We start from the raw sequence: 25,664 nt of genomic DNA, 5'->3' as shown, positions 1-25,664 counted from the left end.
CCTGACGGCCCCGCGATCCCCCGCGGGGCCGTTGCCTTTTTTCCGAGCGAGGCCGTCGTGCTGCTGCAGATCCCGGAAGTCTTCTCCAAGGCCGAGGTCAAGGCGCTGCGCGAGCGGCTGGACGCTGGCCCCTGGGCCGACGGCAATATGACTTCGGGCCATCAGTCGGCGACGGCGAAGAAGAACCTGCAACTGCCCGAGGATTCGGAGGTGGCGAAAGAGGTTTCGGCTCTGGTCATCCAGGCGCTGAACGCCAATCCGATGTTCGTGGCTGCGGCCCTGCCGCACACGATCTTTCCGCCCCTGTTCAATCGCTATGAGGGGGGCGGCGAGTTCGGGCTGCATGTCGATAACGCCATCCGCCAGGCGCGTGGGGGCGGGGCGTTGCGCATCCGCAGCGACCTGTCGGCGACCCTTTTCCTGTCCGAGCCCGAGGATTACGACGGCGGCGAGCTGATCATCGAGGAGATGTACGGGGCGCAGTCGATCAAGCTGCCGGCGGGTGATCTGGTTCTGTATCCGTCCAAGAGCCTGCACAGCGTGACGCCGGTGACGCGCGGGGCGCGGGTGTCGTCCTTCATGTGGATGCAGAGCCTGGTACGCGACGACGCCGACCGCGAGACGCTGTTCCGTCTGGACATCGCCACCCAGCGGGTTGCGGTGGACAAGGGGCCCAAGGATCAGGCGGTGATCGAACTGACCGGGGTCTATCACAATCTGCTGCGTCGCTGGGCCGAGGTCTGAGGCGCAAGGTGTCGCGGCGCTGTTGAATGCTATTGCAACCCGTTCGCAACAATGGCACAGCGACGGCGTGACCGAACTCGCCACGCAGCGTCAGGCCGAAACCGCAGCCAAGGGCCCCAAACCCAAGGCGGCGCTGAACGGCGCGCGGTCGTTCTGGCTGAAACAGCTTCATAGCTGGCACTGGATTTCGGCGGCGGTCAGCCTGGTGGGCATGATCCTGTTCGCCGTCACCGGCATCACCCTGAACCACGCCGCGTCCATTCCCGGAAATCCGGTGACGGTCGAACAGACTGCGACCCTGCCGGCGCCCCTGCTGGCGCGGCTGGCGGGCTTCCCGCAGGAAACGACCGATCCTGTCCCCGACGCCGTCGCGCGCTGGGCGTCCGAGGCGCTAAAGATCGAGATCGCCGGCAAGCCGACCGAGACGACGCCTGAAGAAGTCTATGTCGCCCTGGCCATGCCCGGCGGCGACGGATGGGTGACCATCGACCGTTCGAACGGCGCTGCCCTGCACGAGAAGACCACCCGTGGCTGGATCGCCTACCTCAACGACCTGCACAAGGGCCGCAACGCCGGCTCGGTCTGGTTCTGGTTCATCGACGTCTTCGCCGTCGCCTGCACCATTTTCGCCCTGACGGGGCTGGGCCTGATGTTCCTGCATGCCAAGGGTCGGCCCTCGACCTGGCCGCTGGCGGCGTTGGGCCTGCTGATCCCCGTCGTCATCGCCCTGATCTTCATTCACTGACGAGTATTCCGATGCGCCTGCTCCCCATCGTCATCACCACAGTCGGCCTTGCCGCCGCCGCTGCGCCCGCCATGGCCGCCGACCTGACGGTGTCGGTCGAGATTCCGCGCCTGAACACCGCCTCCTATCACCGCCCCTATGTCGCCGTGTGGATCGAGAAGCCGGACCAGTCGGCCGAGCGGACCCTGGCGATCTGGTACCAACAGACCCGCAACAACGAGGGCGACGGCAAGGACTGGCTGAAGGACCTGCGCACCTGGTGGCGCAAGGGCGGCCGGGCCATGACCCTGCCGGCCGACGGCGTGTCGGGCGCCACGCGCGCACCGGGCCGCCAGACCATCACTGTGCCCGCCGCCCGCCTGCGCGGTCTGCAGCCCGGTCAGTACAACATCGTCGTCGAGGCGGCCCGTGAGCTGGGCGGCCGCGAGGTCGTGCGCGTGCCCTTCCGCTGGGGCGCGGCCAACACCGGCGCCGGAACCGGCTCCACCGAACTGGGCGCCGTGCGCGTCGCCGTCTCTCGCTAAGGAACAGACCCATGAAGAAGACGATCGCCCTGCTGACTCTCGCCGCCGCTCTGGCTGCACCCATGGCCGCCCAGGCTCACCGCGCCTGGCTGGCGCCGACCGCCACGACCCTGTCGGGCACGGATGCCTGGGTCGGTTTCGACGCCGGCATGTCGAACCAGGTGTTCAACCCCGATCACGCCGCCATGCGCCTGACCGGCCTGGCCATCACCGCGCCGGACGGTTCGGCGGTTCAGCCCGAGAACGCCATGCAGGGCCGCTATCGCTCGACCTTCGACGCCCACCTGACGCAGAACGGCACCTACAAGATCGCCAATGTCTCTTCCGGCATCATGGCCAGCTACAAGCTGAACGGCGAGCAGAAGCGCTGGCGCGGCGCGGCGGCCGAATATCCGGCGGCCCTGCCGCAGGGCGCGACCGACGTACAGGCGACCCGCACCGCCAGCCGCATCGAGACCTTCGTCACCCTGAACAACCCGACTGACACGGTCTTCACCAATGCCCGGGACGGTCTGGAGATGATTCCGGTCACGCACCCCAATGATCTGGTCGTAGGCGAACCGGCGACCTTCAAACTGTCGAAAGACGGCTTGCCGGCGGCCGGCCTGGAAGTGACGGTGGCGCGTGGCGGCATCCGTTATCGCGACAATCCCGAGGAATCGACGGTGACCACCGGGGCCGATGGCGCCTTCACAGTGACTTGGCCTGAAGCGGGCATGTACTGGCTGAACGCGTCAGTCCGCACCCCGGCTGAGGGCGACACTATCGCTTCGAGCGCCTCCTATGTGGCGGTCGTGGAAGTCCTGCCCTAAGCGAAGGGTATGTCAGACACACCCTTCTCGCGCGGTTCCCGCGCCGCTCCGCCCACGGTCAATCTCGGCGACGCCAGCCCCCTGGCCGACCGCGCCGACAACCGGGTTCTGGTGCCCGTCATCGAGGGTGCGCCGCCCCGTCCGCCCAGCGACCTGATCCGTTCGCTGGGCGGCGAGACCCTGGGCACGACCTGGAGCGCGCGCGTGATCGCGCCGCCGGGCGTGGGCGAGGCGGCGATCCAGGACGCGATCGAACAGGAGCTGACGGCCGTCGTCGGCCTGTTCAGCCCGTGGGAGCCGTCCAGCGAGATCAGCCGGTTCAATAATGCGCCGGCCGGGTTCTGGGCGGTGTCGCCGCCGTTCTGGGATCTGCTGGATGCGGCGATGACCCTGGGCGACGAAACGAACGGGGCGGTCGATCCGACCCTGGGCGCCCTGGTCGATCTGTGGGGTTTCGGCCCGCCCGGACCGCGTTCGGCCCTGCTGCCGGTGCCGTCCGACGAAGAGATAACGGCGGCCATGGCCGTGTCCGGCTGGCAGAAACTGCGGCTGAATCCCGATGCGCGCGGCGTGATGCAGATGGGCGGGATGAAGCTGGACTTCTCCGGCATCGCCAAGGGCCATGCGGTGGACCGTGTGTCCGACCGGCTGATGGCGATGGGCGCGACCTCGCACCTGATCGAGATCGGCGGCGAGTTGAAGGGGCGCGGCGTCAAGCCGGACGCCCAACCCTGGTGGGTTGAGATCGAACGGGTCGAGGGTTCGCCTGCGCCTCACACTGTGGCGGCCCTGTTCGATTTGGCCGTGGCGACCAGCGGCGATTATCGCCGGGCGTTCCGGCATGACGGCCGGCTGTATCCACACACCATCGACGGCTCGACCGGGCGTCCGGTCAGCAACAATCTGAGCTCGGTCACCGTGCTGCACGCCTCGGCCATGATCGCCGACGCCTACGCCACGGCGCTGACGGTCATGGGGCCGTTCGAGGGGCCGGAGTATGCCGAGGCGCTGGGCCTGATCGCCCACTTCGTCGAACGCACCGAGCGCGGGCCGGTCGAGCGGATGACGCCGGCCTTCGCCGCCCTGATGGACGACCCCGCCGGAGATCGGCCGGGGTGACAGCCGATCCGCAGCGCTGGCTGTGGGCGGTCGGGGCGTTGCTGCTTTGGCTGGCCCTGATCGCCGTCATCGTCTGGCGCGAACGTCGGGCGAGAGCCCAGGCGCGTGCGCGCTCCGACGCCTTTGCGGGCGCTGGGACCGGGGCGGGCGAGGTCCAGGCGGTTCTGATCGCCTTCGCCAGCCAGACGGGCTTCGCCGAGGAGCTGGCCTGGATGACGGCGCGCGCCTTGAGCGACGGCGGCGTGGGCGCGCGGGTGTCGTCCTTCGCCGATCTGGACGTCCAGACCCTGAAGGCGACGGACCGGGCGCTGCTGATCGTCTCCACGACGGGCGAGGGCGATCCGCCCGACAGCGCGGCACGCTTCGTGCGCAAGGCCATGGGCGAGACGGCGGACCTTTCAAGCCTGTGGTTCGGCCTGCTCGCGCTGGGCGACCGCAGCTACGACCAGTTCTGCGGCTTCGGCCATGCGGTGGACGGCTGGCTCAGGCGGGCGGGCGCCGAACCCCTGTTTGACACGGTCGAGGTCGATAACGGCGAGGCCGGCGCCATCCGCCACTGGCAGCACCAGCTGAACCAGATCACCGGCAGCGTCACCGCCCCCGACTGGACCCCGCCGTCCTATGATCCCTGGCGGTTGGTCGAACGGACCCTGGTCAACCCCGGCAGTCCGGGCGGCGAGGCGTATCATCTGGCGTTCGAATCCGTGGGCGCGGCGCCCGACTGGTCGGCCGGCGACATCGCTGAGATCGGCCTGCCCGAGCGGGACGGCGTCACGCCCGGCTCGCGCGAATATTCCATCGCCTCCCTGCCGTCGGACGGCCGGGTCGAGTTTCTGATCCGTCTGATGCGCCACCCTGACGGCGCGCCCGGCCTGGCCTCAGGCTGGCTGACGCAAGACCTGGCGCTCGGCGGCGAGATCGGTATGCGGCTGCGCACCAACCGCAGCTTCCATGGCCCGGCGGACGAGACGCCGATGATCCTGATCGGCAACGGCACGGGGATCGCCGGACTGAGGGCGCACCTGAAGGCGCGGACGGCGGCGGGCGGGGCCTGGCTGCTGTTCGGCGAGCGGACGCGGGCGCACGACGCCTTCTTCGATGCGGAACTGCAGGGTTGGCGGACGTCGGGCGTGCTGCGCCGGCTGGACCGATGCTTCTCGCGCGATCCGGGCGACGGGCGGTATGTGCAGGATCTGGCGGCGGCGGCGGCGGACGACCTGCGCGACTGGGTCGCGCGCGGGGCGGCGATCTACGTCTGCGGCAGCCTGGAGGGGATGTCGCAGGGCGTGCATGCGGCGCTGGAAAATGCGCTGGGCGCGGACGTGATGCTGACGATGCTCGAAGACGGCCGCTATCGGCGCGACGTGTACTGACACCCCCTAAAGACCCGTCATCCTAGGGCTCGTACCTAGAATCCAGACTCCCGGTGTTCGACGGACGCGCGCTTTGCGGAAACACCGGGAGTCTGGATTCTCGCCACAAGGGCGAGGATGACGATTCAGAAGTTAGCCCAACCGCGCCAACAGTTCCGCCGCGAAGCTGGACAGGGTGTCGTCCCGCGCCCCCATGACGATGATCCGGTCTCCCGGCTGAGCGATCTCCACGATCCGGTCCCCACAATCGGCGCGCGTCGCGAGCGCCTCAGCCTGACGCCCGGCGGCGCGGACGCCGGAGGCGATGTCCTCGGACCCGACGCTGCGGTCGGTGGTGCCGCCGTAATAGACCGGCTCGGGCATCAGCAGCACGTCGTCCTCACGCATCAGGCCGGCGAAACCGTCGATGAACTCCGACTTCATCAGCTTCAGCGGGCCGAAACCATGCGGCTGGAACAGGATCAGCAGGCGCCCGTCGAAGGCGTGCAGGGTCTTCAGCGTGGCGGCGATCTTGTCGGGGTTATGGGCGAAGTCGTCGATGACGGTGATGTCGCCGGCCGTCCCGACCACCTCCATGCGGCGACGGATGCCGGCGAAGCTTTCCAGCGCCCTGACCGCCTCGCTGGTCGGCACGCCCAGCGCCCTGGTCGCGCCCAGCGCCGCCAGGGCGTTGGCGACGTTGTGCGCGCCGGGCACGTTCAGGATGACGTCGTGCTCGCTCCAGCCCTCGATCAGGCGGAACTTCATGCCGGCGGGCAGGGGCGTCAGGTCGTGGGCGGACAGGTCGGCCCTCTCCTCGCCTAGGCCGAAGGTGATGGCCTTGCCGGCGGGCAGCGTCTGGGCCAGGGCCGCCGTCTCGGGATTGTCCAGGTTCAGCACGGCCGTCGTCGCCCGCGCGGTGAAGCCGCCGAACAGGTCTCGCAACTCCTCCATCGATTTGTGGTCCAGCGAGATGTTGGAGACCACGGCGACCGTCGGATCATAGCCGGCGATGGAGCCGTCGCTCTCGTCCACCTCCGACACGAACAGGTCGGGTCCGCCGATCAGGGCGCTGGCGAACGGATGATCCGCGTCGGCGAAGTTCTTCATCACCGCCCCGTTCATGACGGTGGGGTCGCGACCCGTCTGGTGCAGAATCCAGGCGATCATGCCGGTGATGGTGGACTTGCCGCTGGTGCCCGCCACGCCGACCGAGGTCGGGGCGGCGTTGAAGATTTCGCTGAGCAGCTGGGGGCGCGTCTTGATGGTCGCGCCGGCGCGTTTCGCCGCCCCGATGTCGGGCACCGTCTCCTCGATGGCGCCGGTGGCGATCACCGTCTGATCGGCGCGGGTGACGCCTGACCCGTTCTGGGGGTGCAGGGTGACGCCGTGGGCGCGCAGCCAGTCGAACTTCTCGAGCGTGCGGCCCTGGTCCAGCGCGCGGTCCGAGCCTTCGATCACGGCGCCGCGCGCCTGAACGATCATGGCCAGGGGCAGCATGCCCGACCCGCCGATGCCGCAGAAGAAATAGGAGGCGTCTTGGTTCATACCCCCTTAGAACAGGGGATCGGGCCGGTCCGCCAGTGGGGATCGCAAAAACGACGAAGAAGGCGGGCGTGGCGACCAATAGCTTCAAGATCGGCGTCGTCTGCGCCAGTTCGCGGTTTTCGAAAGAACGCGCCGAGGCGGTCGAGGCCTGGATGGCCCAGAACCATCCCGACCGCGACGTGGCGGTGGTGTTTCACCCCGCCTGCTTCCTGAAACACGGCCATTTCGCCGGGGACGACCGGGCGAGGGCCGACGCCTTCGTCGAGTTCGCCAACGACCCGCGCATCGACGCCATCTGGTTCGCACGCGGCGGCTATGGCTCATGCCGCATCGCTGATGCGGTGATTCCGCGCCTGGACGCCACAGCCCGCAAGAAGCGCTACATGGGCTATTCCGACGCCGGCAGCCTGCTGGCCGGGATGTATAAGGCCGGGTTCGAACATCTGGCGCATGGGCCGATGGCCTCGGATTCGGTGCGCGACGACGCGACGGCGAAGGGCGCCCTGTCCTGGCTGACCACCGGGCGGACCGACTGGATCGAGCCGTCGCTGGCGACCGATCCACGACCGGCCGTGGCCTTCAATCTCACCATCCTGAACGAGCTGACCGGCACGGCGCTGGAGCCGGATTTGTTCGGTCACGTCCTGATGCTGGAGGAGGTTTCCGAGGCTGCCTACCGGATCGACCGGATGATGTTTCATTTGACCAGCCAGGCCAGCATTCGCCGTGTGGCCGGGATTCGCCTGGGGCGTGTTTCGGATGTCACGCCAAACGATCCCGATTTCGGACAGACTCCGGAGGAGATCGTTCGCTACTGGTGCCTGAGGTCGGGCATAGCCTTCCTCGGAAGCGCCGATATCGGGCATGACGGCGCCAACAAGGTCGTGCCTTTCGGTCGCCCCTGAGGCGAACGGCGCGCGGCGCAAAAGACACAGTCTCGCCACGATCCGTCCATGGAAACCGGTAGCCCCCTCGACAGAACGCCGGTCCTGACTTCAGATGCCGGTCCGCGAGGCGTTAGGACTTCGTTAGCCAAGGCGTTGGGGGACGCCAAGGTTTACGCCTTCTGCGATGCGGCGGTTCGTTCGGATATCGGGGGATGCCCGGACGAGCCGCCTGATCGCCCTTCCATCCATCGACGTACAGGCCGCTTGGCCTTAAGGATCGCGGGTGCGTTTCGACGAAAGATTCATCGATGAACTGAAGGCCCGCCTTCGGCCGTCCGACGTGATCGGGCGGACGGTGAAGCTGAAACGTCAGGGGCGGGAATACGTCGGCCTGTCGCCCTTCTCGAAGGAGAAGTCGCCGTCGTTTTTCGTCAACGACGACAAGGGGTTCTTCCACGACTTCTCGTCCGGAAAACACGGCGACATCATCTCCTTCCTGCAGGAGACCGAGCGGCTCAGCTTCGTCGAGGCGGTGCAGCGACTGGCCGGCGAAGCAGGGATGCAACTGCCGGCCGAAGACCCAAAGGAGGCCGAGCGCGAGCAGAAGCGGGCAGGCCTGTCGGACTGGATGGATCTGGCCCAGAAATGGTTCGCCGCCAATCTTCGCCGCACGCCGGGCAAGGCGGCGCGCGAATATCTCGAAAAACGCGGCCTGCCCGAAGATCAGTGGGAGCGGTTCGGCCTAGGCTATGCGCCCAACGACCGCGAGGGGCTAAAACAGGCCCTGATCCAGCGCGGCGCCAAGCCCGCCGAGCTGGTCGAGGCTGGGCTGCTGATTTCGCCGGAAAGCGGTGGCCAACCGTATGATCGGTTCCGCGACCGGCTGATGTTCCCGATCCTGGACGCGCGGGGGCGGATCGTCAGCTTTGGCGGCCGGGCGATGAACCCCGACGATCGGGCCAAATATCTGAACGGCCCCGAGAGCCCGCTCTTCCACAAGGGCGCGACGCTTTATGGCCTGCCCGAGGCGCGGCGGATCCTGGGGGCGGAGAGCAAGAACGACCAAGCCATCATCGTGGTCGAAGGATACATGGACGTCATCGCCTGTCAGCGCGCGGGCCTGCCGGCCGTGGCGCCGATGGGCACGGCCCTGACCGAAGAGCAGATGGAGCGGCTGTGGCGGGTGTCGTCCGAGCCGGTGCTGTGTTTCGATGGCGATGCGGCCGGCCTGCGCGCCGCCTATCGCGCCATCGAGCGTTCCCTGCCGCTGCTGAAGGCCGGCCGGTCTTTCCGGTTCGCATTGCTGGGCGCGGGACAGGATCCCGACGACATCCTGCGTGAAAAAGGCGCCCCGGCGCTTCGCCAGGCCCTGGCCGACACGCATGGATTTGCCGAGGTGCTGTTCCGCCGCGAACAGGATCTGGAGCCGCTGGACACGCCGGAGCGCAAGGCCGGCTTCAAGGCGCGGCTGCGCAACACCGCCTCGGCCATCCAGGACAAGGATCTGGCCGAACAATACCGCCGCGACCTGTTCGACCGCTTCGACGCCCTGTTCCCGCGCAGCCCCCAACGCGCGCCCTGGACGCCGGGGCAGGGGAGGCGTGGTTTCGGCCCGCCACCCAAGCTGGGCCAGACAGCGGAGGGGGCGCAGGCGATGCAGTCGTTGTTCCGCGCCATCGAGCCGGTGCCCGCCGCCCTGGCCCACGGCGCCATCGACGACCCGGAACGGATGGACGACCATCTGGAAGAGATCGCGGCTCACGGTTTCGGCGACAAGGGGTTGGATGGCCTGGCCCAGGAGCTGGTTCGCCTGCGTCTGTCGGGGCATAGCCTTGACTCTGCCGCCCTGCGACGCCATCTGGCGCAATCGGGTCATGATGCCTTAGTGCGCGAGGTCGAGAAGGCGGCGGCAAAGTCCGGCGCGCCTTTCCTGGCCGCAAATGCGCCCCTCGCCGAGGCAAGGGTCCGATGGTCGCAGGCGTTCGACGCTTCAACACGCGTAGCCGCGTTGGAGGACGCCTTGGCCCATGCACGTGATGTGCCTGGGCAGGATGAGGCGTTTCGCCGGCTTAAGGCCGAGCGGGATGCGCTTCGCCGTGCGATCAAAGCCGGGACGATTTGGGAAGACAGCGCGGGCTCGTAACCTTACGGCCCGCCAGGCATTGTATTTTTCGTCGGGGCGGATTGATCACCCCCTCCGGCTGGAGACAGACTGACTATGAACGCACAGACCGAGACGCAGGAAACCGAGGCTTCGACCGATGGGCCCCTGCTCGATCTGACCGACGCCGGCGTCAAGAAGTTCATCAAACAGGCCAAGGCTAGAGGCTATGTGACGATGGAGGAACTGAACAAGGTTCTGCCGTCCGAAGAAGTCACGCCCGACGCCATTGAAGACACCCTGGCCATGTTGTCCGAGATGGGCGTCAACGTCGTCGAGGCCGAGGAGGACGCACAGGAGCAGCAGTCCACCGACGTCGCCGCCGCCGCCGGCACCGCCGTCGCCGAAGCCCCCGCCAAGGCCGCCTATGACCGCACCGACGATCCGGTGCGGATGTATCTGCGCGAGATGGGTTCGGTCGAACTGCTGAGCCGCGAGGGCGAAATCGCCATCGCCAAGCGGATCGAGGCCGGCCGCGACGCCATGATCTCGGGTCTGTGCGAAAGCGCCCTGACCTTCGAGGCCATCATGGTGTGGCGCGACGAGCTGGAGAACAACCGCATCCTGCTGCGCGAGGTCATCGACCTCGACGCCACCTATGGCGTGCTGAACCCGTCGTCCCTGCCGGGCGCTGTCCAGCCCGAGGCCGAAGAGGCGGAAGAGACCGAGGAGAAACCGGCGGCCGAGGCCAAGCCTGAAACCGACGACGATGATGACGACGACGATTTCGACGACGGCGGCGGCATGTCGATCTCGGCGCTGGAAGCCGAGCTGCGCGACGGGGTGATGGAGGTCCTGAACCTGATCGCCGCCGACTTCGGCGCGTTCCGGGCGTTGCAGGACAAGCTGGTCCAGACCCGCCTGAAGGGCGAAGTGCTGAGCGCCAAGGACGAAAAGGCCTATCGCGCCCTGACGCTGTCCATCTCGGACCGTCTGAAGACGATGAAGCTGAACAACAACCGCATCGAGGCCCTGGTCGAGCAGCTTTATGCGATCAACAAGCGCCTGATCGGTCTGGAAGGCCGCCTGCTGCGGCTGGCCGACAGCTACGGCATCTCGCGTCCCGAGTTCCTGAAGGCCTATTTCGGCGCCGAACTGGACCCGACCTGGACCGAGCGGATCAAGGAACAGGGCGTGCGCTGGACCAAGTTCAGCGACAATGAAGCCAGCCAGATCGCCACCATTCGCGCCGACGTCGCCGCCGTGGCCCTGGAAGCCGGCCTGCCGATCGACGACTATCGCCGCATCGTTCAGACGGTTCAGAAGGGCGAGCGCGAAGCCCGCCAGGCCAAGAAGGAAATGGTCGAGGCCAACCTGCGCCTCGTCATCTCCATCGCCAAGAAATACACCAACCGCGGCCTGCAGTTCCTGGACCTGATCCAGGAGGGCAACATCGGGCTGATGAAGGCGGTCGACAAGTTCGAGTACCGTCGCGGCTACAAGTTCTCGACCTACGCCACCTGGTGGATTCGTCAGGCGATCACCCGCTCGATCGCGGACCAGGCGCGGACGATCCGTATCCCGGTGCACATGATCGAGACGATCAACAAGATCGTCCGCACCAGCCGCCAGATGCTGCACGAGATCGGCCGCGAGCCGACCCCGGAAGAACTGGCCGAAAAGCTGGCCATGCCGCTGGAGAAGGTCCGCAAGGTCCTGAAGATCGCCAAGGAGCCGATCAGCCTCGAAACCCCGATCGGGGACGAGGAAGACAGCCACCTGGGCGACTTCATCGAGGACAAGAACGCCGTCCTGCCCATCGACGCCGCCATCCAGTCGAACCTGCGCGAGACCACCACCCGCGTGCTGGCGTCGCTGACGCCGCGCGAGGAGCGGGTGCTGCGCATGCGATTCGGCATCGGCATGAACACCGACCACACGCTGGAAGAAGTCGGCCAGCAGTTTTCGGTGACCCGCGAACGGATCCGCCAGATCGAGGCCAAGGCGCTTCGCAAGCTGAAGCACCCGAGCCGGTCGCGCAAACTACGGTCCTTCCTGGACAGCTGATATGATCAGGGGCGGCTCCGACGGGGCCGCCCTTTTTCTTGGCAGGCGACATGGGTCGAAAGCACGTCAATCTCGGCACGGCGCCCGCCAAGGCAGATCTGCCGCAGAAGGTCTGCGCCGCCTGCGGCCTGTCGTTCGCGTGGCGCAAGAAGTGGGCGCGGGACTGGGCGCAGGTGCGGTTCTGCTCGGACAGGTGCCGGGCAAAGGGTGCGGCGGAAAACCCGCGGTAGATGGCTCTCCGCCTCGTGACCGCGCGCGATCAGGGAATCAGATAAGCGTCCTGGCGATGTTTGCCGTGTCCCGCGCCTCACCCTTCCTGATCGCCCTCGGCGTCGTGCTGATCCTGAGCGGCTGCGTGCGGCGACCGCCCGAGCCGTTGCGGCCGTCACCCTATCCGTCGCGCACCGAGGCGCCGCTGGTCGGGGGGCTGGTGGATCGGGCCATCGATGGGGGCACGCAAGCGGCCGTGGTGCGCGAGGGGCGAGATTTGGGCAGGTGTCTGGCCGAGCTGAACGCCGCGCGGGTGCGGTTCAGCCCCGTGCCGGATCGTCAGAACACCGCGACCTGCGGCCTGAGCCAGGGCGGGGTCCTGGGCGCGGACCTGGGCACGGTGGCGCGGTTGGCGCCGGGCGATGTGGAGATGACGTGCCAGACGGCGCTGGCCCTGAGCATCTGGCGTCGGCAATCGCTGGAGCCGGCGGCGCGCGAGATACTGGGCTCGGACGTGGTCCAGATCGATCACATGGGCGCCTATGCCTGTCGCAACGTAAACAACGGGGTCGGATCGAACCGGATCAGCGCCCACTCCCAGGCGGCGGCGCTGGATTTCGCCGGGGTGCGGCTGAGGGACGGGCGGCGGATCACGGTGACCAACGGCTGGAACGGCGACACGGCCGAGGCGCGTTTCCTGCGCCGCATCCGCGACGACGCCTGCCGCATCTTCGGCACCACGCTGAGCCCCGACTACAACGCCGTCCACTACGATCACCTGCATCTGGAGGCGACGGACACGCGCTTCTGCCGCTAACGCAACGGTTTCGCCTGAGGCGGATTACGCCCCTATGCGCGGTGAACTGAAGACCTATCAGGCCAAGCGCCGGTTCGGCGAGACGCCCGAACCGAAGGGCGCCAAGGGCGGCCGCGCCAAGAGCGGTTTCCGCTATCTGATCCAGCGTCACGCGGCGACGCGACTGCACTACGATTTCCGCATCGAGGCGGACGGGGTGCTGAAGTCCTGGGCCGTGACCAAGGCACCGTCGCGCGACACGGCGGTCAAGCGGCTGGCGGTCGAGGTCGAGGATCATCCGCTGGATTACGGATCGTTCGAGGGGACCATCCCCGACGGCAACTATGGCGCCGGCACGGTGCAGATGTGGGACGTCGGAACCTGGGAGCCGCAGGAGCCGGACCTGGAGGCGGCCTGGGCCAAGGGCCAGATCAAGATGATCCTTCACGGCGAGCGGCTGAAGGGCAAATGGGCGCTGATCCGGTTGAAGAGCGACCGGGGCAAGCCGTCCAAGCGCAACAACTGGCTGCTGCTGAAGGAGAAGGACGACTTCGCGGTGGCGGGGGAGGGGGGCGCCCTGGCCGAGATCGACGCCTCGGTGACGACCGGGCGGTCGCTGGCCGAGATTGCCGAGGGCACGGAAGAGTGGACCAAGTCCAAACCGACCACGCGCAAAGGACCAGCCAAGCCCATCGCGCGCTCAAGTAGCGCCAAGCGCGGTAGCGCCAACAAAAATGCCAAGCCGCCGACCTTCGCGCCCATCCAGCTGTGCAAGGTGACCGACCATCCGCCGGGCGGGACGGGGTGGGCGCACGAGATCAAGTTCGACGGATACCGCGTCCAGATCGGCGTCGGCGGCGGTCGGGCGGTCTTGAGGACACGCAAGGGTCTGGACTGGAGCGACCGGTTCCCGGACCTGGCGGCGGACGCCGCGACCTGGCCCGATGCGGTGATCGACGGGGAGCTGTGCGCGCTGGACGACGATCATATGCCGGACTTCGGGGCGCTGCAGGCTGCGATCTCGGACGAGAAGACGGAAGGCCTAGTCTATTTCGCCTTCGACCTGCTGTTCGAGGGGGCGGAGGATCTGCGCAAACTGCCGCTGTCGCATCGCAAGGCGCGGCTGCAGGCCTATGTGGACCGGATCGGAAAGTCTGGGGCGGGGCGGCTACGCTACGTCGAGCATTTCGCCTCGACCGGGCAGGCGGTGCTGGAGAGCGCCTGCAAGATGGATCTGGAAGGGGTGATCTCCAAGAAGTTGGACGCGCCCTATCACGCGGGGCGGTCGTCGACCTGGCTGAAGTCCAAATGCCGGGGGCGCGACGAGGTGGTGATTGGCGGCTGGTCGTCGCAGGGCGGCACGCGGTTTCGGTCTCTGCTGGTCGGGGTCAAGGAAAAGAGCGGCCTGCGCTATCTGGGCCGGGTCGGGACCGGCTATGGCGAGGCGGTCACCAAGACTCTGGTGCCGGCGCTGACGGGCGTGGCGGCGGACAAGTCGCCCTTTTCGGGTGCGGGCGCGCCCAAGGCGGCCAAGGACATCCACTGGGTCAAGCCGGTGCTGGTCGCCGAGGTCGAGCATGGCGGATACACCGAATCCGGCTCGCTGAGACAGGCGGCCTTCAAGGGCCTGCGCGAGGACAAGACGGCCTGGGAGGTGACGCAGGCGCCGCAACCGCCGACGGAGATGGGCGAGGCCGACAAGAAGGCGACCACGACGGTGCGGGCGGCGGGGAAGCCGGGCAAGGTCGTCGTGGCGGGGGTGACGATCTCCAGCCCCGACAAGATGCTGTGGCCCGCCGTCGGCGACCGGCCGGCGATCACCAAGGCGGACCTGGCGCGCTATTACGAGGCGGCGGCCGAGCGGATCTTGCCCCATGTGGCGGACCGGCCGACCTCGATCATTCGCGCGCCCGAGGGGATCGGCGGCGAGACCTTCTTCCAGCGGCATGCCATGGCGGGGTCAAATCCGCGCCTGAAGCTGATCGACGTCAAGGCGCGCACCCCTTACGTCGCCGCCGTCGATGTGGGCGGCCTGGTCGCCATCGCCCAGTCTGGCGGGCTGGAGCTGCACCCCTGGGGCTGTGCGCCCGGCGCACCGGAGGTTCCGGACCAGATCACCTTCGATCTGGACCCCGACGAGGGACTGGATTTCGCCGACGTGATTGCGGCGGCCAAGGTGGTGAAGGCGAAGATCGAGACGCTGGGCCTGGCGGCCTTCGTCAAGACGACCGGGGGCAAGGGTCTGCACGTCGTCGTGCCGATCAAGACCGACGCCCGCTCGCGCGTGACCTGGGACCAGAACAAGGCCTTCGCCAAGGCGGTGGCCGAGGCCATCCGCGCCGAGGCGCCGGACCGGTTCACCACGACCCTGGCCAAGAAGGCGCGGGGCGGAAAGATCTTCATCGACTATCTGCGCAACGGGCGAATGGCGACGGCGGTCGCGCCCTGGTCGCCGCGCGCACGGCCGGGGGCGGGGATCGCCTTCCCGCTGTCGTGGGGGCAGGTGAGGGCGGGGCTGGACCCGGCGGCGTTCAACCTGTGGACCTATGAGGCGCTGCTCAAGAAGCCTGATCCGTGGGCCGATTTTCGCGCCTCGGCGGTCAGCCTGAAGCCCGCGTTGAAAAAGATGGGGGTCTAGATTTTGGGGCTTTGTCGAAATTTATAACCCGCTCATCCCGGCGAAAGCCGGGACCCAGTCCTTTCGCATGGCATGTGCGTCGGATGACCATCGGCCTCTATCTCATGCAACTTGCGCCCAAAGAACTGGATCCCGGCTTTCGCCGGGATGAGCGGATGTGAAATGCATTAGGCGGCGGTCTTCTTCTTCGCTGCAGCCTTCTTCGCGGGGGCCTTCTTGGCGGCCGGTTTCTTCGCCCCCGTCGCCGAACCCTTCAGGCTGTTGCGCAGCGCCGCCATCAGGTCGATGACGTTGGTGTCGTCCGGCTCGGCGACATCGACCACACCCTTGCCGCCCTTGGACTTGGTCTTGATCATGGCGCGCAGGGCGTCGTCGTAGCCGTCCTTGAAGTCGGACGGATCGAAGTCCGCCTCCTTCTGGCCGATGATGCGGGCGGCGATCTCGACCATGTCGGGATCGGCCTTCACGGTGGGGATGTCGTCGAAATAGTCGTCGGAATCGCGCACCTCGTCGTGGGCGCGCAGGGTGTAGGCGATCAGGCCCTTGCCTCGGACCTCCAGCGCCAGCTGACGTTCCTTGCCGCGCAGCACCAGGCAGCCCAGGGCGACCTTGCCCTGTTTCTTCATGGCGTCGCGGATCACGGCGAAGGCTTCGACGCCGGCGCCCTTCTCAGGGACCACGAAGAAGGGATCGTCCCAGTACAGCCGGTCGATCTCGGCATCATCGACGAACTTGTCGATGGAGATGGTCTTGGTGCTTTCCAGCTTCACCTTGTCGAAGTCGGCGTCGTCGAACAGGACGTATTCGTCCTTGGACACCTCATAGCCGCGCACCAGGTCGCTGCGCTCGACAGGGCCGGTGTCCGGATCGGTCGGCACCATGCGGATGCGGTTGTTCGTGTCGGGATTGATCAGGTGAAACCGCACGTCGTTCGTGCTGGTCGTCGCCGTGTAGAGGGCCACCGGACAGGTGACCAGCGACAGCTTCAGATGTCCTTGCCAAGTGGGGCGGGCGGCCATGTCGTTTCTCCTCGATCCATGACAATGCGTCGGGAGGATTTGGGTTCGGACACGGCCGCCCGGGCGGCAGGCGTTGGGTCAGGCCTTGCCGTCGAAGACGACGTCGAAACCGCCCCACATCATGCGCTTGCCGTCGAAGGGCATGTCCATATTTGCAAAGTCGGGGTCGTCCTGCATTTTGCCGAAACAGGCGTCGGCCGCAGCGCGGTCGGGCCAGGTCACCCAGGAGAAGACGACCACCTCGCCGTCCTCCAGCTTCACCGCCATGGGGAAGCTGGTCAGCTTGCCGTCGGGTACGTCCTCGCCCCAGGTCTCGACCTGGGACAGGGCGCCGTATTTCTGGAACAGGGGCCATGAGGCTTGGGCGGACTTGACGTAGCGCGCCTTGTCCTCGGTCTTCACGGGGGTCAGGAAGCCGGTCACATAGGTCATCGGTCGTCTCCTTTGGGTGAGTGTTCAGAGGTCGGCGACGGCGCGGTCCAGCGCCGCGATGTCGATCTTGCGCATGGTCATCATGGCCTGCATGGCGGCGGCCGCACGAGCCGGGTCGGGATCGGTGGTCAGGTCCATCAGGCGGCACGGCGTGATCTGCCACGACAGGCCCCAGCGGTCCTTCAGCCAGCCGCAATCGTTCTCGCTGCCGCCATCTGCGATCAGGGCGTCCCACAGGCGATCCGTCTCGGCCTGATCCTCGGTCATCACCATGAACGAGACGGCCTCGGTGAAGCGGAAGGTCGGGCCGCCGTTCAGGGCCAGATAGTCATGGCCGGCCAGCACGAACTGGACCGTCAGGACCGAGCCGGCCGGGCCGGACGGGGTGTCGACGGGCGAGCGATTGACGGCGGTCACGCGGCTGTCGGGCAGGAGGGAGACATAGAAGGCGGTCGCGGCCTCGGCGTCGCCGTCGAACCACAGGCAGGGGACGATCTTGTCGGCCATCACGCGTCTCCCTCTGCAAGGGCGGCGAGTTGGTCGGCGACGGCGCCCCAGCCCTGTTCGAAGCCCATGTCCCTGTGTTTTGCGGCGGTCTTTTCGTCCCAGTGGCGGGCGATGGAGGTGTAACGCGTGCCGCCCGCCTCGGGCTCGAAGGTGTCGATGCGCACGAAGTTCATGTCCCCGGCCTGCGGGACCCAGCCCTCGGTGAAGGCGCCGGTCGAGACCAGCTTGCGGCCCGGCACAACCTCCAGGAAAACGCCCTGGTAGGCGTGCCGCTCGCCTTCGGGCGAGGCCATTTCGACATTGGCCCGTCCGCCGACGCGCAGGTTCCAATCGACGACCGGCGTGGTCCACGGGCGAGGGCAGAACCATTCGCCGGTGCGCTGGGTGTAAATCTTCCACACCGTTTCCGGCGAGGCTTTGACCAGGCGGCTGATGCTGAGTTCGCGGGGATCGGCCATCACGCTGCCGTGGCGTCGGCGGCGAAGGCCTCCGGGCCGGCTGAGGCGGCGGCGGGGTCCATCCACATGACTTCCCAGATATGGCCGTCCGGGTCGGCGTAGCTGCGGCCGTACATGAAGCCGTAGTCCTGGGTCGCATTGGGATCGATCCGGCCGCCTGCGCCGCCGGCCTGATCCACGACCGCATCGACCGCGTCACGGCTGTCACGCGACAGGCACAGCATGACCTGGGCCGAGGCATGGGCGTCGGGGATCTGGCGGTCGGTGAAGGTGCGCCATTTGTCGTGGGTCAGCAGCATGATGTGGATCACGTCCGAGACCACCATGCAGGCGGCCGTGTCGTCGCTGAACATGGGGTTCTTCGTCGCGCCGACGGCCTCGTAGAAGGCGATCGACCTGGGCAGGTCGGTAACGGGCAGGTTGATGAAAATCAGCTGGGACACGGCGTTTCCTCTTCCTTGCTTGTTTGCGAAACCTGACTCCGATGATTATGATAGTCAACTATGAAGTTAGAAAAAGTAACCGAAAAGGCCGGGCGCAAGTATCACGACGCCTGCGGGGCCGCGCATGGGCTGGATCTGATCGGCGAGCGCTGGGCGCTGCTGGTCATCCGCGAACTGATGATGGGGCCGCGACGGTTCGGCGATCTGAGGAAGGATCTGCACGGCATCTCGGCCAATGTGCTGACCCAGCGGCTGGAGGGGCTGGAGGCGTCGGGCATTCTGCGGCGCAGGAAGCTGCCGCCGCCCGCCTCGGTCCAGGTCTATGAGCTGACGCCTTGGGGCTACGAGATCAAGCCGGTGTTCATGGTGCTGGGCGGATGGGCCGCGCGCTCGCCACTGCACGATCCGACCCTGCCGATCAGCGCGGTGTCGATCATGCAGTCGTTCGAGACGATGTTCGACCCGGCCCTGGCCGGCGATGCAACGATGAGTCTGGGCTTCGTCTTCGGCGACGAGCCCTTCGTCGTTCGCATCGAAGGCGGGATCATCACGACGCGACGCGACGCGACGGACGCCGCCGATGTCGTGCTGACGACCCAGCCGCCGCTGGTCGCCGCCTGCGTCTATGGCAAGGTTCCGCCGGCGGCGTTCGAGGCGGACGGGATGATGACCCTGACCGGCGACCGGGCCGTGTTCGACCGGTTCGTGGCCTTCTTCAACCTGCCGGAGAAGGCGGGCGCCTAGGAGGCGTCAATCTCAGGCCAGCATGTCCAGCAGGGTTCCGGTCATGTCGTCGGCGGTGCGGGCGACGGCGGCGTTGGCGCTGAAGGCGGTCTTGGCCTGGATGCGTTCGACGGTTTCCTCGGCGAGGTTATCCAGCGGCGCGGTCGCGGTGCGGCGCGCGCTGTTGTCGAACCGGTTCTGGGCGCTGGTCATTCCGGCGGCGGCGATAGAAAGCGCTTGCATGGCGAAGCTCCGGACGCGGTGGGTTCGATCGCCAGAGTGCGTCTTTCAGGTCAACGTCGCCTGAAGGAACAGGGTGAACGCCGTTTTCCGCCCCGCTTGCGCCCTTTTTCGTGTATAGAGCGCCATCATTCGCCCGGCCTGAGGTCTGACCTCGGCCGGGCGCGGTCGTTTCGGCGACCGCCCTTGTCCGTTTGCCCAGGTTCCCTATGCCCTTTCCCGCCGTCCATCCCGCGCTCGACCGCGCCCTCGTCAACAAGGGCTATGCCGAACCCACCCCGGTTCAGGCCGCCGTCCTGGAAGTCGAATACGCCGAACGCGACCTGCTGGTCTCGGCGCAGACGGGCTCGGGCAAGACCGTCGCCTTCGGCCTGGCCGCCGCTCCGACCCTGCTGGGCGACAAGCCGATCTTCGGCCCCGGCGGCGCGCCCCTGTGCCTGGCCATCGCGCCGACGCGGGAACTGGCCATGCAGGTCGCGGCCGAGCTGACGTGGCTGTACGCCGACTCGGGCGCCAAGATCGCCACCTGCGTCGGCGGCATGGATGCGCGCCGCGAAGCCCGTGCGCTGAGCTTCGGCGTCCACATCGTCGTCGGCACGCCCGGCCGTCTGAAGGACCACATCGACCGGGGCAACCTGGACCTGTCCGAGCTGAAGGTCGCCGTCCTGGACGAGGCCGACGAGATGCTGGACATGGGCTTCCGCGAGGACCTGGAGCACATCCTGGACCAGGCGCCGGCCGAACGCCGCACCCTGCTGTTCTCCGCCACCATCGCGCGCGAGATCGTCACCCTGGCCAAGCGCTACCAGAAGGACGCGGTGCGGATCGACGCGACCGACAAGTCGCGCCAGCACGCCGACATCGAATACCGCGCCTATCGCATCGCCCCCAACGAGATCGAACACGCGGTGGTCAACACCCTGCGCTGGTTCGAGATGCCGCGCGCCATGGTCTTCTGCTCGACGCGCGACAGCGTGCGTCACCTTCAGGCCTCGCTGCTGGAGCGCGGCTTCTCGACCGTGTCCCTGTCGGGCGAGATGGGTCAGCGCGAACGCACCGACGCCCTGCAGGCGCTGCGGGACGGCCGCGCCCGCGTCTGCGTCGCCACCGATGTGGCCGCGCGCGGTCTGGACCTGCCCGACCTGGGCCTGGTCATCCACGCCGAACTGCCGATGAACCGCGCCGGACTGCTGCACCGTTCGGGCCGGACGGGCCGGGCGGGCAAGAAGGGCGTCTCCGTGATGCTGGTGCCGCATTCGCGTCGCCGCAAGGCCGAGCGTCTGATGGACGACGCCGGGATCGACGCCGTCTGGTCCGGCGCCCCGACCTTCGACGAGATCCGCAAGGCCGATGAAGGCCGTCTGCTGTCGCCCGAGTTCTTTGAGGCCGAAGTCACCGACGAGGACATGATCGTCGCCAAGCGGATGATCGCCGAGCGTACGCCCGACGAGATCGCCGCCGCTCTGGTCCGCCTGTTGCGCAAGGAACAGCCGGCGCCGGAAGAACTGTCCGATCCGGGCTCCGACCGCAGCCCCGTCAAGCGCGAGCGCACCGTGCGCAACGAAGACGGCACGGCCGCCCAGCCTTGGCCCGGCGACCGCCTGGGTTCGGACGACGTGGTCTGGTTCCGCCTGGACGTCGGCCGCAACAAGAACGCCGACCCCAAATGGCTGATCCCGCTGATCTGCCGCATCGGCGGCATCACCAAGCCCCAGATCGGCGCCATCCGCACCTTCCCTGACGAGACACGGTTCGAGGTCGCCAAGACCCACGAGAAGGCCTTCCGCGAAGCCGTCGCCGCGTCCAAGGATGAGGTGAAGATCACGCCGTCGGAAGCCCCGACGCCGGGTTCGATGAAGGCCGGCCGCTTCTCTGGCAAGCCGAACCGCGACGAGGGCGACCGTCCCTTCAAGAAGACCCCCTACAAGCGCGCCGACGGCGGCGACGCCCGTCCCGCGTTCAAGAAGCCTTGGGCGCCCAAGGCCGACGGCGGCGGCAACCCGCGCTCGAACGCCGCGGCCGACAAGCCGTTCGCCAAGAAGGCCTTCCAGGGCAAGCCGAACTTCAAGAAGGACGGCTTCAAGGGCAAGCCGAAGGGCTGACCGGAAAAACTCCGCTCATCCCCGCGAAAGCGGGGACCCAGTTCTTTTGCGTGGCACGATGTCCGGGATAGGCGCCGCCGCGTAGCGTTTGCGCCGAAGCGCCCAAAACACTGGGTCCCCGCTTTCGCGGGGATGAGCGGAATGGGTGTGCTCTTGCCACCTATGCCTTGCCGGCGCACCTTTCGCCCATGAGCAAGCCGTCGGCACCCCAAGAACGATACGCCTCGTTCGAGGCCTTCTATCCCTATTACATCCACGAACATTCCAACCGGACGTGCCGGCGCATCCACGTCGTAGGCACCGGACTGGTGATCCTGGCGTTCGGGGTCTTCCTTGTGACGTGGAATCCCTGGTGGCTGCTGGCCATGCCGTTGATCGGATACGGCTTCGCCTGGGTGGGGCATTTCTTCTTCGAGAAGAACAGGCCCGCCACGTTCAAATATCCGCTGTGGAGCCTGATGGGCGACTTCCGCCTGTTCTTCGAGACAGTGTCGGGCAAGCGTCGCTTCTGATCCGCATTTCAAGCTGCGCGGTTATCTGAAACCGACTAGTCTGGCCCCTGCGGCGGTTCGCCGCTGCTGGAGGGAGCGCTCATGAAATCCATCGCCATCGTCGCCGCCGCCTCGGTCCTGTTCGCGCCGGGCGTCAGCCTAGCGCAGAAGGGCGAAGCCAGGCCCGATTTCAACCTGGATCCCAACTACGGCACGGTCGACCTCTCGGCCGGGTTCGAGCCCGATCCCTACACCAAAGCCATACGCGCCGGCGGCTCGATCCCGGCTTCTCGCGCCAAGTCCGGCTGCGAGGGCAATGTCAGCGCCGCGCCCGATTTTCAGGTCACCTATGAGGCGGGCGCGCTGGACCTGACGTTCAAGGCCGTGGCGTCGGAGGATACGACGCTGTTGGTCAACACGCCGGGCGGCGACTGGTATTGCGACGACGACAGCGGCGGCGATCTGGACCCCGAGGTCACGATCGACGGCCCCCAAAGCGGCCGTTACGACATCTGGGTCGGAACCTATGGCGACAGCATGGTCGATTCGACCCTGTCGGTCACAGAGCGCGTCGGCATGGATGGCGACGATGCGGGCAGCGGCCCGGACATCAGCCTGGAGCCCAACTACGGCACGGCCAATCTGCGCGGCGGCTTCACGCCCGATCCCTGGATCAAGTCGATCCTGGCCGGCGGCTCGGCGCCCGCCTCGGCCGCCAAGTCGGGGTGCGAAGGCTCGGTCAGCGCGGCGCCGGACATCCAGATCTTCTTCGAGCCAGGCGATTCCGACCTGACGTTCCGCGTGCGGGCGGAAGAGGACACCACCCTGCTGATCAATACGCCGAACGGCCGCTTCTATTGCGACGACGACAGCGGCGGCGACTTGGATCCCAAGGTCACGATCACCAATCCGCAGAGCGGCCGCTACGACATCTGGGTCGGCACCTACAACGACTCGATGGTGCAATCGACGCTGGAAGTGTCCGAGATGGACTGATCCTGGTCAGCACCAGACACGAAAACGCCGGCGACCGTGAGGGCGCCGGCGTTTTTCATGATTGGACCGATCAGTTGGAAGCGGTGGTCCAGGCGGGGGGGCAGCCGTCGAAGCGGCCGGCGTCGGCGATGGTCAGGGTGCGCATGTTCAGACGCTGCGCCTGGGCCATCGAGCCGCGGCCGTGGCCGGTGTAGAGATCGACCTTCTGGCCCTTGATCGCGCCGCCGGTGTCGGACGCATACCAGTAGCCGTCATGGATGGTGCCGTCGGCCAGACGCAGGCCGACCGTCTCGCGGATGAACAGTTTGGTGCGGCGGGGAATGACGCGGGGATCGACCGCGACGGTGCGCATGGCGATCGGACGGCAACCGAGCGAATCGTTGCCCGTCGCGCCGCCGCCGCCTGCGTGATAGAGGCGCGCGGAGGCGCGCCAGTCGGGGTCCGAGGCCATCAGCTCGGTCTGTTCGGCGTTCAGAGCGGTCTCGATTTCGGCGGAACCGACGGTGGCGGCAGGGGTTTTAACCCTGACTTCATCCGCCGCTACGACATCATTGTAGGGGACAGGCCCGCTCGTCACAGACGACACGGCAGCCCAAAGCATGGCGATAGCAGCGGAAGCGCCGATCATGAGTTTCGCTCAGGAGACACCGGCTCCCAACGCCGCCGGCGCCCGCCTTGTCGCGTTAACTTGTGGCGAGAAAGCGGCCAAATCGTTCAGCGCGCTTTGCGTTACGATTTGTTTCTAAGTTAATGCCTTGTTTTTCATGATATATCCATCCCCAGCTTGCGCGCCAGCGTAGCAAGCTGGGGACGGGTTTTGTCGTCAGAACTTGAAGTTCAGACCTGCTTGGACGACGGGCAGGACCTTGTAATCGTCGGCTTCGGACTGAATTTCCTGCTCTTCCTGATCCAGCCGGGCGCGGAAGATCGGATCGTTGGACAGGGTTCCGCCGCGCGCATCCAGATTGACCTGGGGCGAATCTCCAAAGGCCGCGCCGGCCAGGATGCGGAAGCCTACGCGACCGCCGCGCGTGAATGTGTTGTCGTAACCCAAGCCGACGAAGGGCGCAGTGCTTTCAAGATCGATACGCCCCGTCAGCGTCCCGACCTGGGCCGGGGTGAAGGTCGCGCCGCCGACGTCGACGTTACCCGTGGGCGTGGCGTCCAGATCGATCTTGCGATCTCCGAAATAGGCCCCGCCCGAGATCAGGAACCCGTTGCGGAACGGATGGACGTCCACGAAGGCGCCGGGCGACTTGAAGTCGATCTTGGCGTCGTAATCGATGCCCTTGTAGGTCTGGTCGCGATCCCAGTTCAGCACGTCATAGCCGCCACGCAGCACGACGACGGGGCTGAGGGAAAACTGGGCCTGAAGACCGACGCCCGGCGTGCCGACCTGGGCGCCGACCGCGAAACGCCCGTCCTCTTGGGCCAGAGCCGAGGTCGCGGGCAGGACTGCCGCAGCGAGGGCGGCGATGAGCAGGGTTTTCATGGCGCGTATCCAATAGGGGAGGGTTCGCGCTTATCCTGACGAACGGCCCTGAAGATTGGGTTACGCCGCCCATTCTCCGTGTGGCGTGTCCCGACGCGCCTCGGCCTCGCGCACAGCCTCGACGGCGCGGTCCAGCACTTCCAGCCCGGCGCCGGGCTGGATCGCCTCGACCGTCAGGATGCGCCGGAAGGCGCGCGCACCGGGGCGACCGTGCATCAGGCCCAGCATGTGTCGCGCCATGGCGGGCAGGGCGACCCCCTCGGCCAGGCGCGCGGCCATATAGGGCCGATAGCGATCCAGGGCCGCAAAGGCGTCGGTGTCGGCGACGGCTTCGCCATAGAGGCGACGGTCGGCCTGACCCAGGATGGCCGGCTCGTGATAGGCGGCGCGGCCCAGCATGACCCCGTCCAGCTTGACCCCATCGGCGTCGTCCAGATGCGCCTCGGCCTCGTCCAGGGAGGCGATGCCGCCGTTGATCGAGATGTTCAGATGCGACCGCTCGCGCTTCAGCCGGCGCACCAGATCATAGTCCAGCGGCGGCACGTCGCGGTTCTCCTTGGGCGACAGACCCTTCAGCCAGGCCTTGCGCGCATGGACGATGAAGACCTCCACGCCTGTGGCGGCGCAGGCGTCCACGGTGGCGAACAGGCTGACCGCCGGATCCTGATCGTCCACGCCGATGCGGCATTTGACGGTCGCGGGCACGCTCACCGCCTCGCGGATCGCCGCCATACAGTCCGCAACCAGCTCCGGCTCGCGCATCAGACAGGCGCCGAACCTGCCCGACTGGACCCGGTCGGACGGGCATCCGACGTTCAGATTGATCTCGTCATAACCAAACGCCTGCCCAACCTTCGCCGCCTCGGCCAGCTGCGCCGGATCCGACCCGCCCAGTTGCAGCGCCACCGGATGCTCCAGCGCATCGAACCCCAACAGCCGCTCGCGATCCCCATGCAACACCGCCGGCGCCGTCACCATCTCGGTATAGAGCAAGGCGCGTGTCGTCAGCGCACGGTGAAACGCCCGGCAATGCCGGTCGGTCCAGTCCATCATTGGCGCCACGGACAGTCTACGCGCTTGTTCTAACGGCATTTTTATGCAACTTCAGGGCGTTGGTTGACGGTGCTTACGTACGCTTCTACGCGCTTCTTCGACGCTTTTCGCCCTTCCGCGACAACCCCGTCCACCCTTTCTGCACCCAGAACATGGCTTTGATCC

Annotated in this window: 26 protein-coding genes; 16 read left to right on the top strand and 10 right to left on the bottom strand. The window is 67.0% G+C overall.

The window, feature by feature from the left end:
• Nucleotides 1-57 precede the first annotated feature (57 nt).
• From ACP693_RS13315 to ACP693_RS13290, 6 genes are all read left to right on the top strand, one after another.
• A complete protein-coding gene (locus ACP693_RS13315; protein WP_426020105.1) occupies nt 58-744 on the top strand; it encodes a Fe2+-dependent dioxygenase in 687 nt (228 codons plus the stop codon).
• 67 nt (nt 745-811) lie between these two features.
• Complete coding sequence (locus ACP693_RS13310) at nt 812-1,489, top strand: PepSY-associated TM helix domain-containing protein (protein WP_426020103.1); 678 nt, start codon at nt 812-814, stop codon at nt 1,487-1,489.
• A gap of 11 nt (nt 1,490-1,500) precedes the next feature.
• On the top strand, nt 1,501-2,013 hold the full coding sequence (locus ACP693_RS13305) for a DUF2271 domain-containing protein (protein WP_426020101.1): 513 nt from the start codon (nt 1,501-1,503) through the stop codon (nt 2,011-2,013).
• Nucleotides 2,014-2,024: 11 nt separating this feature from the next.
• A complete protein-coding gene (locus ACP693_RS13300) occupies nt 2,025-2,825 on the top strand; it encodes a DUF4198 domain-containing protein (protein ID WP_426020100.1) in 801 nt (266 codons plus the stop codon).
• A gap of 9 nt (nt 2,826-2,834) precedes the next feature.
• On the top strand, nt 2,835-3,944 hold the full coding sequence (locus ACP693_RS13295; protein WP_426020098.1) for an FAD:protein FMN transferase: 1,110 nt from the start codon (nt 2,835-2,837) through the stop codon (nt 3,942-3,944).
• Entirely contained in the window at nt 3,941-5,317 is a 1,377-nt protein-coding gene (locus ACP693_RS13290; RefSeq protein ID WP_426020097.1) for a sulfite reductase subunit alpha, read from the top strand. The genes ACP693_RS13295 and ACP693_RS13290 overlap by 4 nt, the downstream gene beginning before the upstream one ends.
• A gap of 132 nt (nt 5,318-5,449) precedes the next feature.
• Here the strand turns inward: ACP693_RS13290 and ACP693_RS13285 are convergent, their stop codons facing one another.
• Complete coding sequence (locus tag ACP693_RS13285; protein ID WP_426020096.1) at nt 5,450-6,844, bottom strand: UDP-N-acetylmuramate--L-alanine ligase; 1,395 nt, start codon at nt 6,842-6,844, stop codon at nt 5,450-5,452.
• A 68-nt stretch (nt 6,845-6,912) separates the two neighbouring features.
• Between ACP693_RS13285 and ACP693_RS13280 the strand changes: the two genes are divergently transcribed.
• The 6 genes from ACP693_RS13280 to ligD all read left to right on the top strand — a co-directional run bounded on the left by ACP693_RS13280 (nt 6,913) and on the right by ligD (nt 15,543).
• Nucleotides 6,913-7,749, top strand: coding sequence for an LD-carboxypeptidase (locus tag ACP693_RS13280; protein WP_426020094.1), 837 nt, complete (start codon nt 6,913-6,915; stop codon nt 7,747-7,749).
• Between the two features lie 265 nt (nt 7,750-8,014).
• Nucleotides 8,015-9,874, top strand: coding sequence for a DNA primase (gene dnaG, locus ACP693_RS13275; protein ID WP_426020092.1), 1,860 nt, complete (start codon nt 8,015-8,017; stop codon nt 9,872-9,874).
• A gap of 75 nt (nt 9,875-9,949) precedes the next feature.
• Entirely contained in the window at nt 9,950-11,899 is a 1,950-nt protein-coding gene (gene rpoD, locus ACP693_RS13270) for an RNA polymerase sigma factor RpoD (RefSeq protein WP_426020090.1), read from the top strand.
• A 50-nt stretch (nt 11,900-11,949) separates the two neighbouring features.
• Complete coding sequence (locus ACP693_RS13265) at nt 11,950-12,129, top strand: DUF2256 domain-containing protein (RefSeq protein ID WP_346494285.1); 180 nt, start codon at nt 11,950-11,952, stop codon at nt 12,127-12,129.
• Between the two features lie 65 nt (nt 12,130-12,194).
• Nucleotides 12,195-12,926, top strand: a complete 732-nt coding sequence (locus ACP693_RS13260) for an extensin family protein (protein WP_426020089.1) — start codon at nt 12,195-12,197, stop codon at nt 12,924-12,926.
• A 34-nt stretch (nt 12,927-12,960) separates the two neighbouring features.
• On the top strand, nt 12,961-15,543 hold the full coding sequence (gene ligD / locus ACP693_RS13255; protein ID WP_426020088.1) for a DNA ligase D: 2,583 nt from the start codon (nt 12,961-12,963) through the stop codon (nt 15,541-15,543).
• Nucleotides 15,544-15,710: 167 nt separating this feature from the next.
• On the opposite strand, the gene ACP693_RS13250 is transcribed toward ligD, so the two are convergent.
• The 5 genes from ACP693_RS13250 to ACP693_RS13230 all read right to left on the bottom strand — a co-directional run bounded on the left by ACP693_RS13250 (nt 15,711) and on the right by ACP693_RS13230 (nt 18,402).
• The gene (locus ACP693_RS13250) at nt 15,711-16,562 is read right to left on the bottom strand and encodes a Ku protein (RefSeq protein ID WP_426020086.1); all 852 of its coding nucleotides are present in this window, start codon (nt 16,560-16,562) and stop codon (nt 15,711-15,713) included.
• 78 nt (nt 16,563-16,640) lie between these two features.
• On the bottom strand, nt 16,641-16,994 hold the full coding sequence (locus ACP693_RS13245; RefSeq protein ID WP_426020084.1) for a DUF1428 domain-containing protein: 354 nt from the start codon (nt 16,992-16,994) through the stop codon (nt 16,641-16,643).
• A gap of 24 nt (nt 16,995-17,018) precedes the next feature.
• Nucleotides 17,019-17,501 (bottom strand): VOC family protein, encoded by a 483-nt coding sequence (locus ACP693_RS13240; RefSeq protein ID WP_426020082.1) that lies wholly within the window; start codon nt 17,499-17,501, stop codon nt 17,019-17,021.
• Nucleotides 17,501-17,959: an SRPBCC family protein gene (locus tag ACP693_RS13235; RefSeq protein WP_426020081.1), complete on the bottom strand. Its 459-nt coding sequence runs from the start codon at nt 17,957-17,959 to the stop codon at nt 17,501-17,503. The genes ACP693_RS13240 and ACP693_RS13235 overlap by 1 nt, the downstream gene beginning before the upstream one ends.
• Complete coding sequence (locus ACP693_RS13230; RefSeq protein WP_426020080.1) at nt 17,959-18,402, bottom strand: VOC family protein; 444 nt, start codon at nt 18,400-18,402, stop codon at nt 17,959-17,961. Before ACP693_RS13230 ends, ACP693_RS13235 begins: the two co-directional genes overlap by 1 nt.
• Before the next feature lie 60 nt (nt 18,403-18,462).
• Between ACP693_RS13230 and ACP693_RS13225 the strand changes: the two genes are divergently transcribed.
• Nucleotides 18,463-19,146 (top strand): winged helix-turn-helix transcriptional regulator, encoded by a 684-nt coding sequence (locus ACP693_RS13225; RefSeq protein WP_426020078.1) that lies wholly within the window; start codon nt 18,463-18,465, stop codon nt 19,144-19,146.
• A gap of 12 nt (nt 19,147-19,158) precedes the next feature.
• Here ACP693_RS13225 and ACP693_RS13220 read toward each other — a convergent pair whose 3' ends face one another.
• Nucleotides 19,159-19,368, bottom strand: a complete 210-nt coding sequence (locus ACP693_RS13220) for a flagellar basal body rod C-terminal domain-containing protein (protein ID WP_426020076.1) — start codon at nt 19,366-19,368, stop codon at nt 19,159-19,161.
• Nucleotides 19,369-19,574: 206 nt separating this feature from the next.
• Here ACP693_RS13220 and ACP693_RS13215 point away from each other — a divergent pair, with 206 nt between their 5' ends.
• The 3 genes from ACP693_RS13215 (at nt 19,575) to ACP693_RS13205 (ending at nt 22,954) form a co-directional block, all read left to right on the top strand.
• Nucleotides 19,575-21,467, top strand: a complete 1,893-nt coding sequence (locus tag ACP693_RS13215) for a DEAD/DEAH box helicase (RefSeq protein ID WP_426020074.1) — start codon at nt 19,575-19,577, stop codon at nt 21,465-21,467.
• A gap of 188 nt (nt 21,468-21,655) precedes the next feature.
• Nucleotides 21,656-21,979 carry an Mpo1-like protein gene (locus ACP693_RS13210; RefSeq protein WP_425985342.1) on the top strand — a complete coding sequence of 108 codons (324 nt, stop codon included), beginning with the start codon at nt 21,656-21,658 and terminating at the stop codon, nt 21,977-21,979.
• An 81-nt stretch (nt 21,980-22,060) separates the two neighbouring features.
• Complete coding sequence (locus ACP693_RS13205; protein WP_425985339.1) at nt 22,061-22,954, top strand: hypothetical protein; 894 nt, start codon at nt 22,061-22,063, stop codon at nt 22,952-22,954.
• 70 nt (nt 22,955-23,024) lie between these two features.
• Here the strand turns inward: ACP693_RS13205 and ACP693_RS13200 are convergent, their stop codons facing one another.
• From ACP693_RS13200 to dusA, 3 genes are all read right to left on the bottom strand, one after another.
• Nucleotides 23,025-23,582 carry a 3D domain-containing protein gene (locus ACP693_RS13200; RefSeq protein WP_425985337.1) on the bottom strand — a complete coding sequence of 186 codons (558 nt, stop codon included), beginning with the start codon at nt 23,580-23,582 and terminating at the stop codon, nt 23,025-23,027.
• A 195-nt stretch (nt 23,583-23,777) separates the two neighbouring features.
• Nucleotides 23,778-24,446: a hypothetical protein gene (locus ACP693_RS13195; protein ID WP_426020072.1), complete on the bottom strand. Its 669-nt coding sequence runs from the start codon at nt 24,444-24,446 to the stop codon at nt 23,778-23,780.
• Nucleotides 24,447-24,506: 60 nt separating this feature from the next.
• On the bottom strand, nt 24,507-25,538 hold the full coding sequence (gene dusA / locus ACP693_RS13190) for a tRNA dihydrouridine(20/20a) synthase DusA (protein WP_426020070.1): 1,032 nt from the start codon (nt 25,536-25,538) through the stop codon (nt 24,507-24,509).
• Nucleotides 25,539-25,664: the final 126 nt, after the last annotated feature.

It is taken from the genome of Brevundimonas sp. TWP1-3 (assembly GCF_049896085.1).
Lineage (GTDB): Bacteria > Pseudomonadota > Alphaproteobacteria > Caulobacterales > Caulobacteraceae > Brevundimonas.
This window is presented reverse-complemented; position numbering and strand designations above follow the sequence as displayed.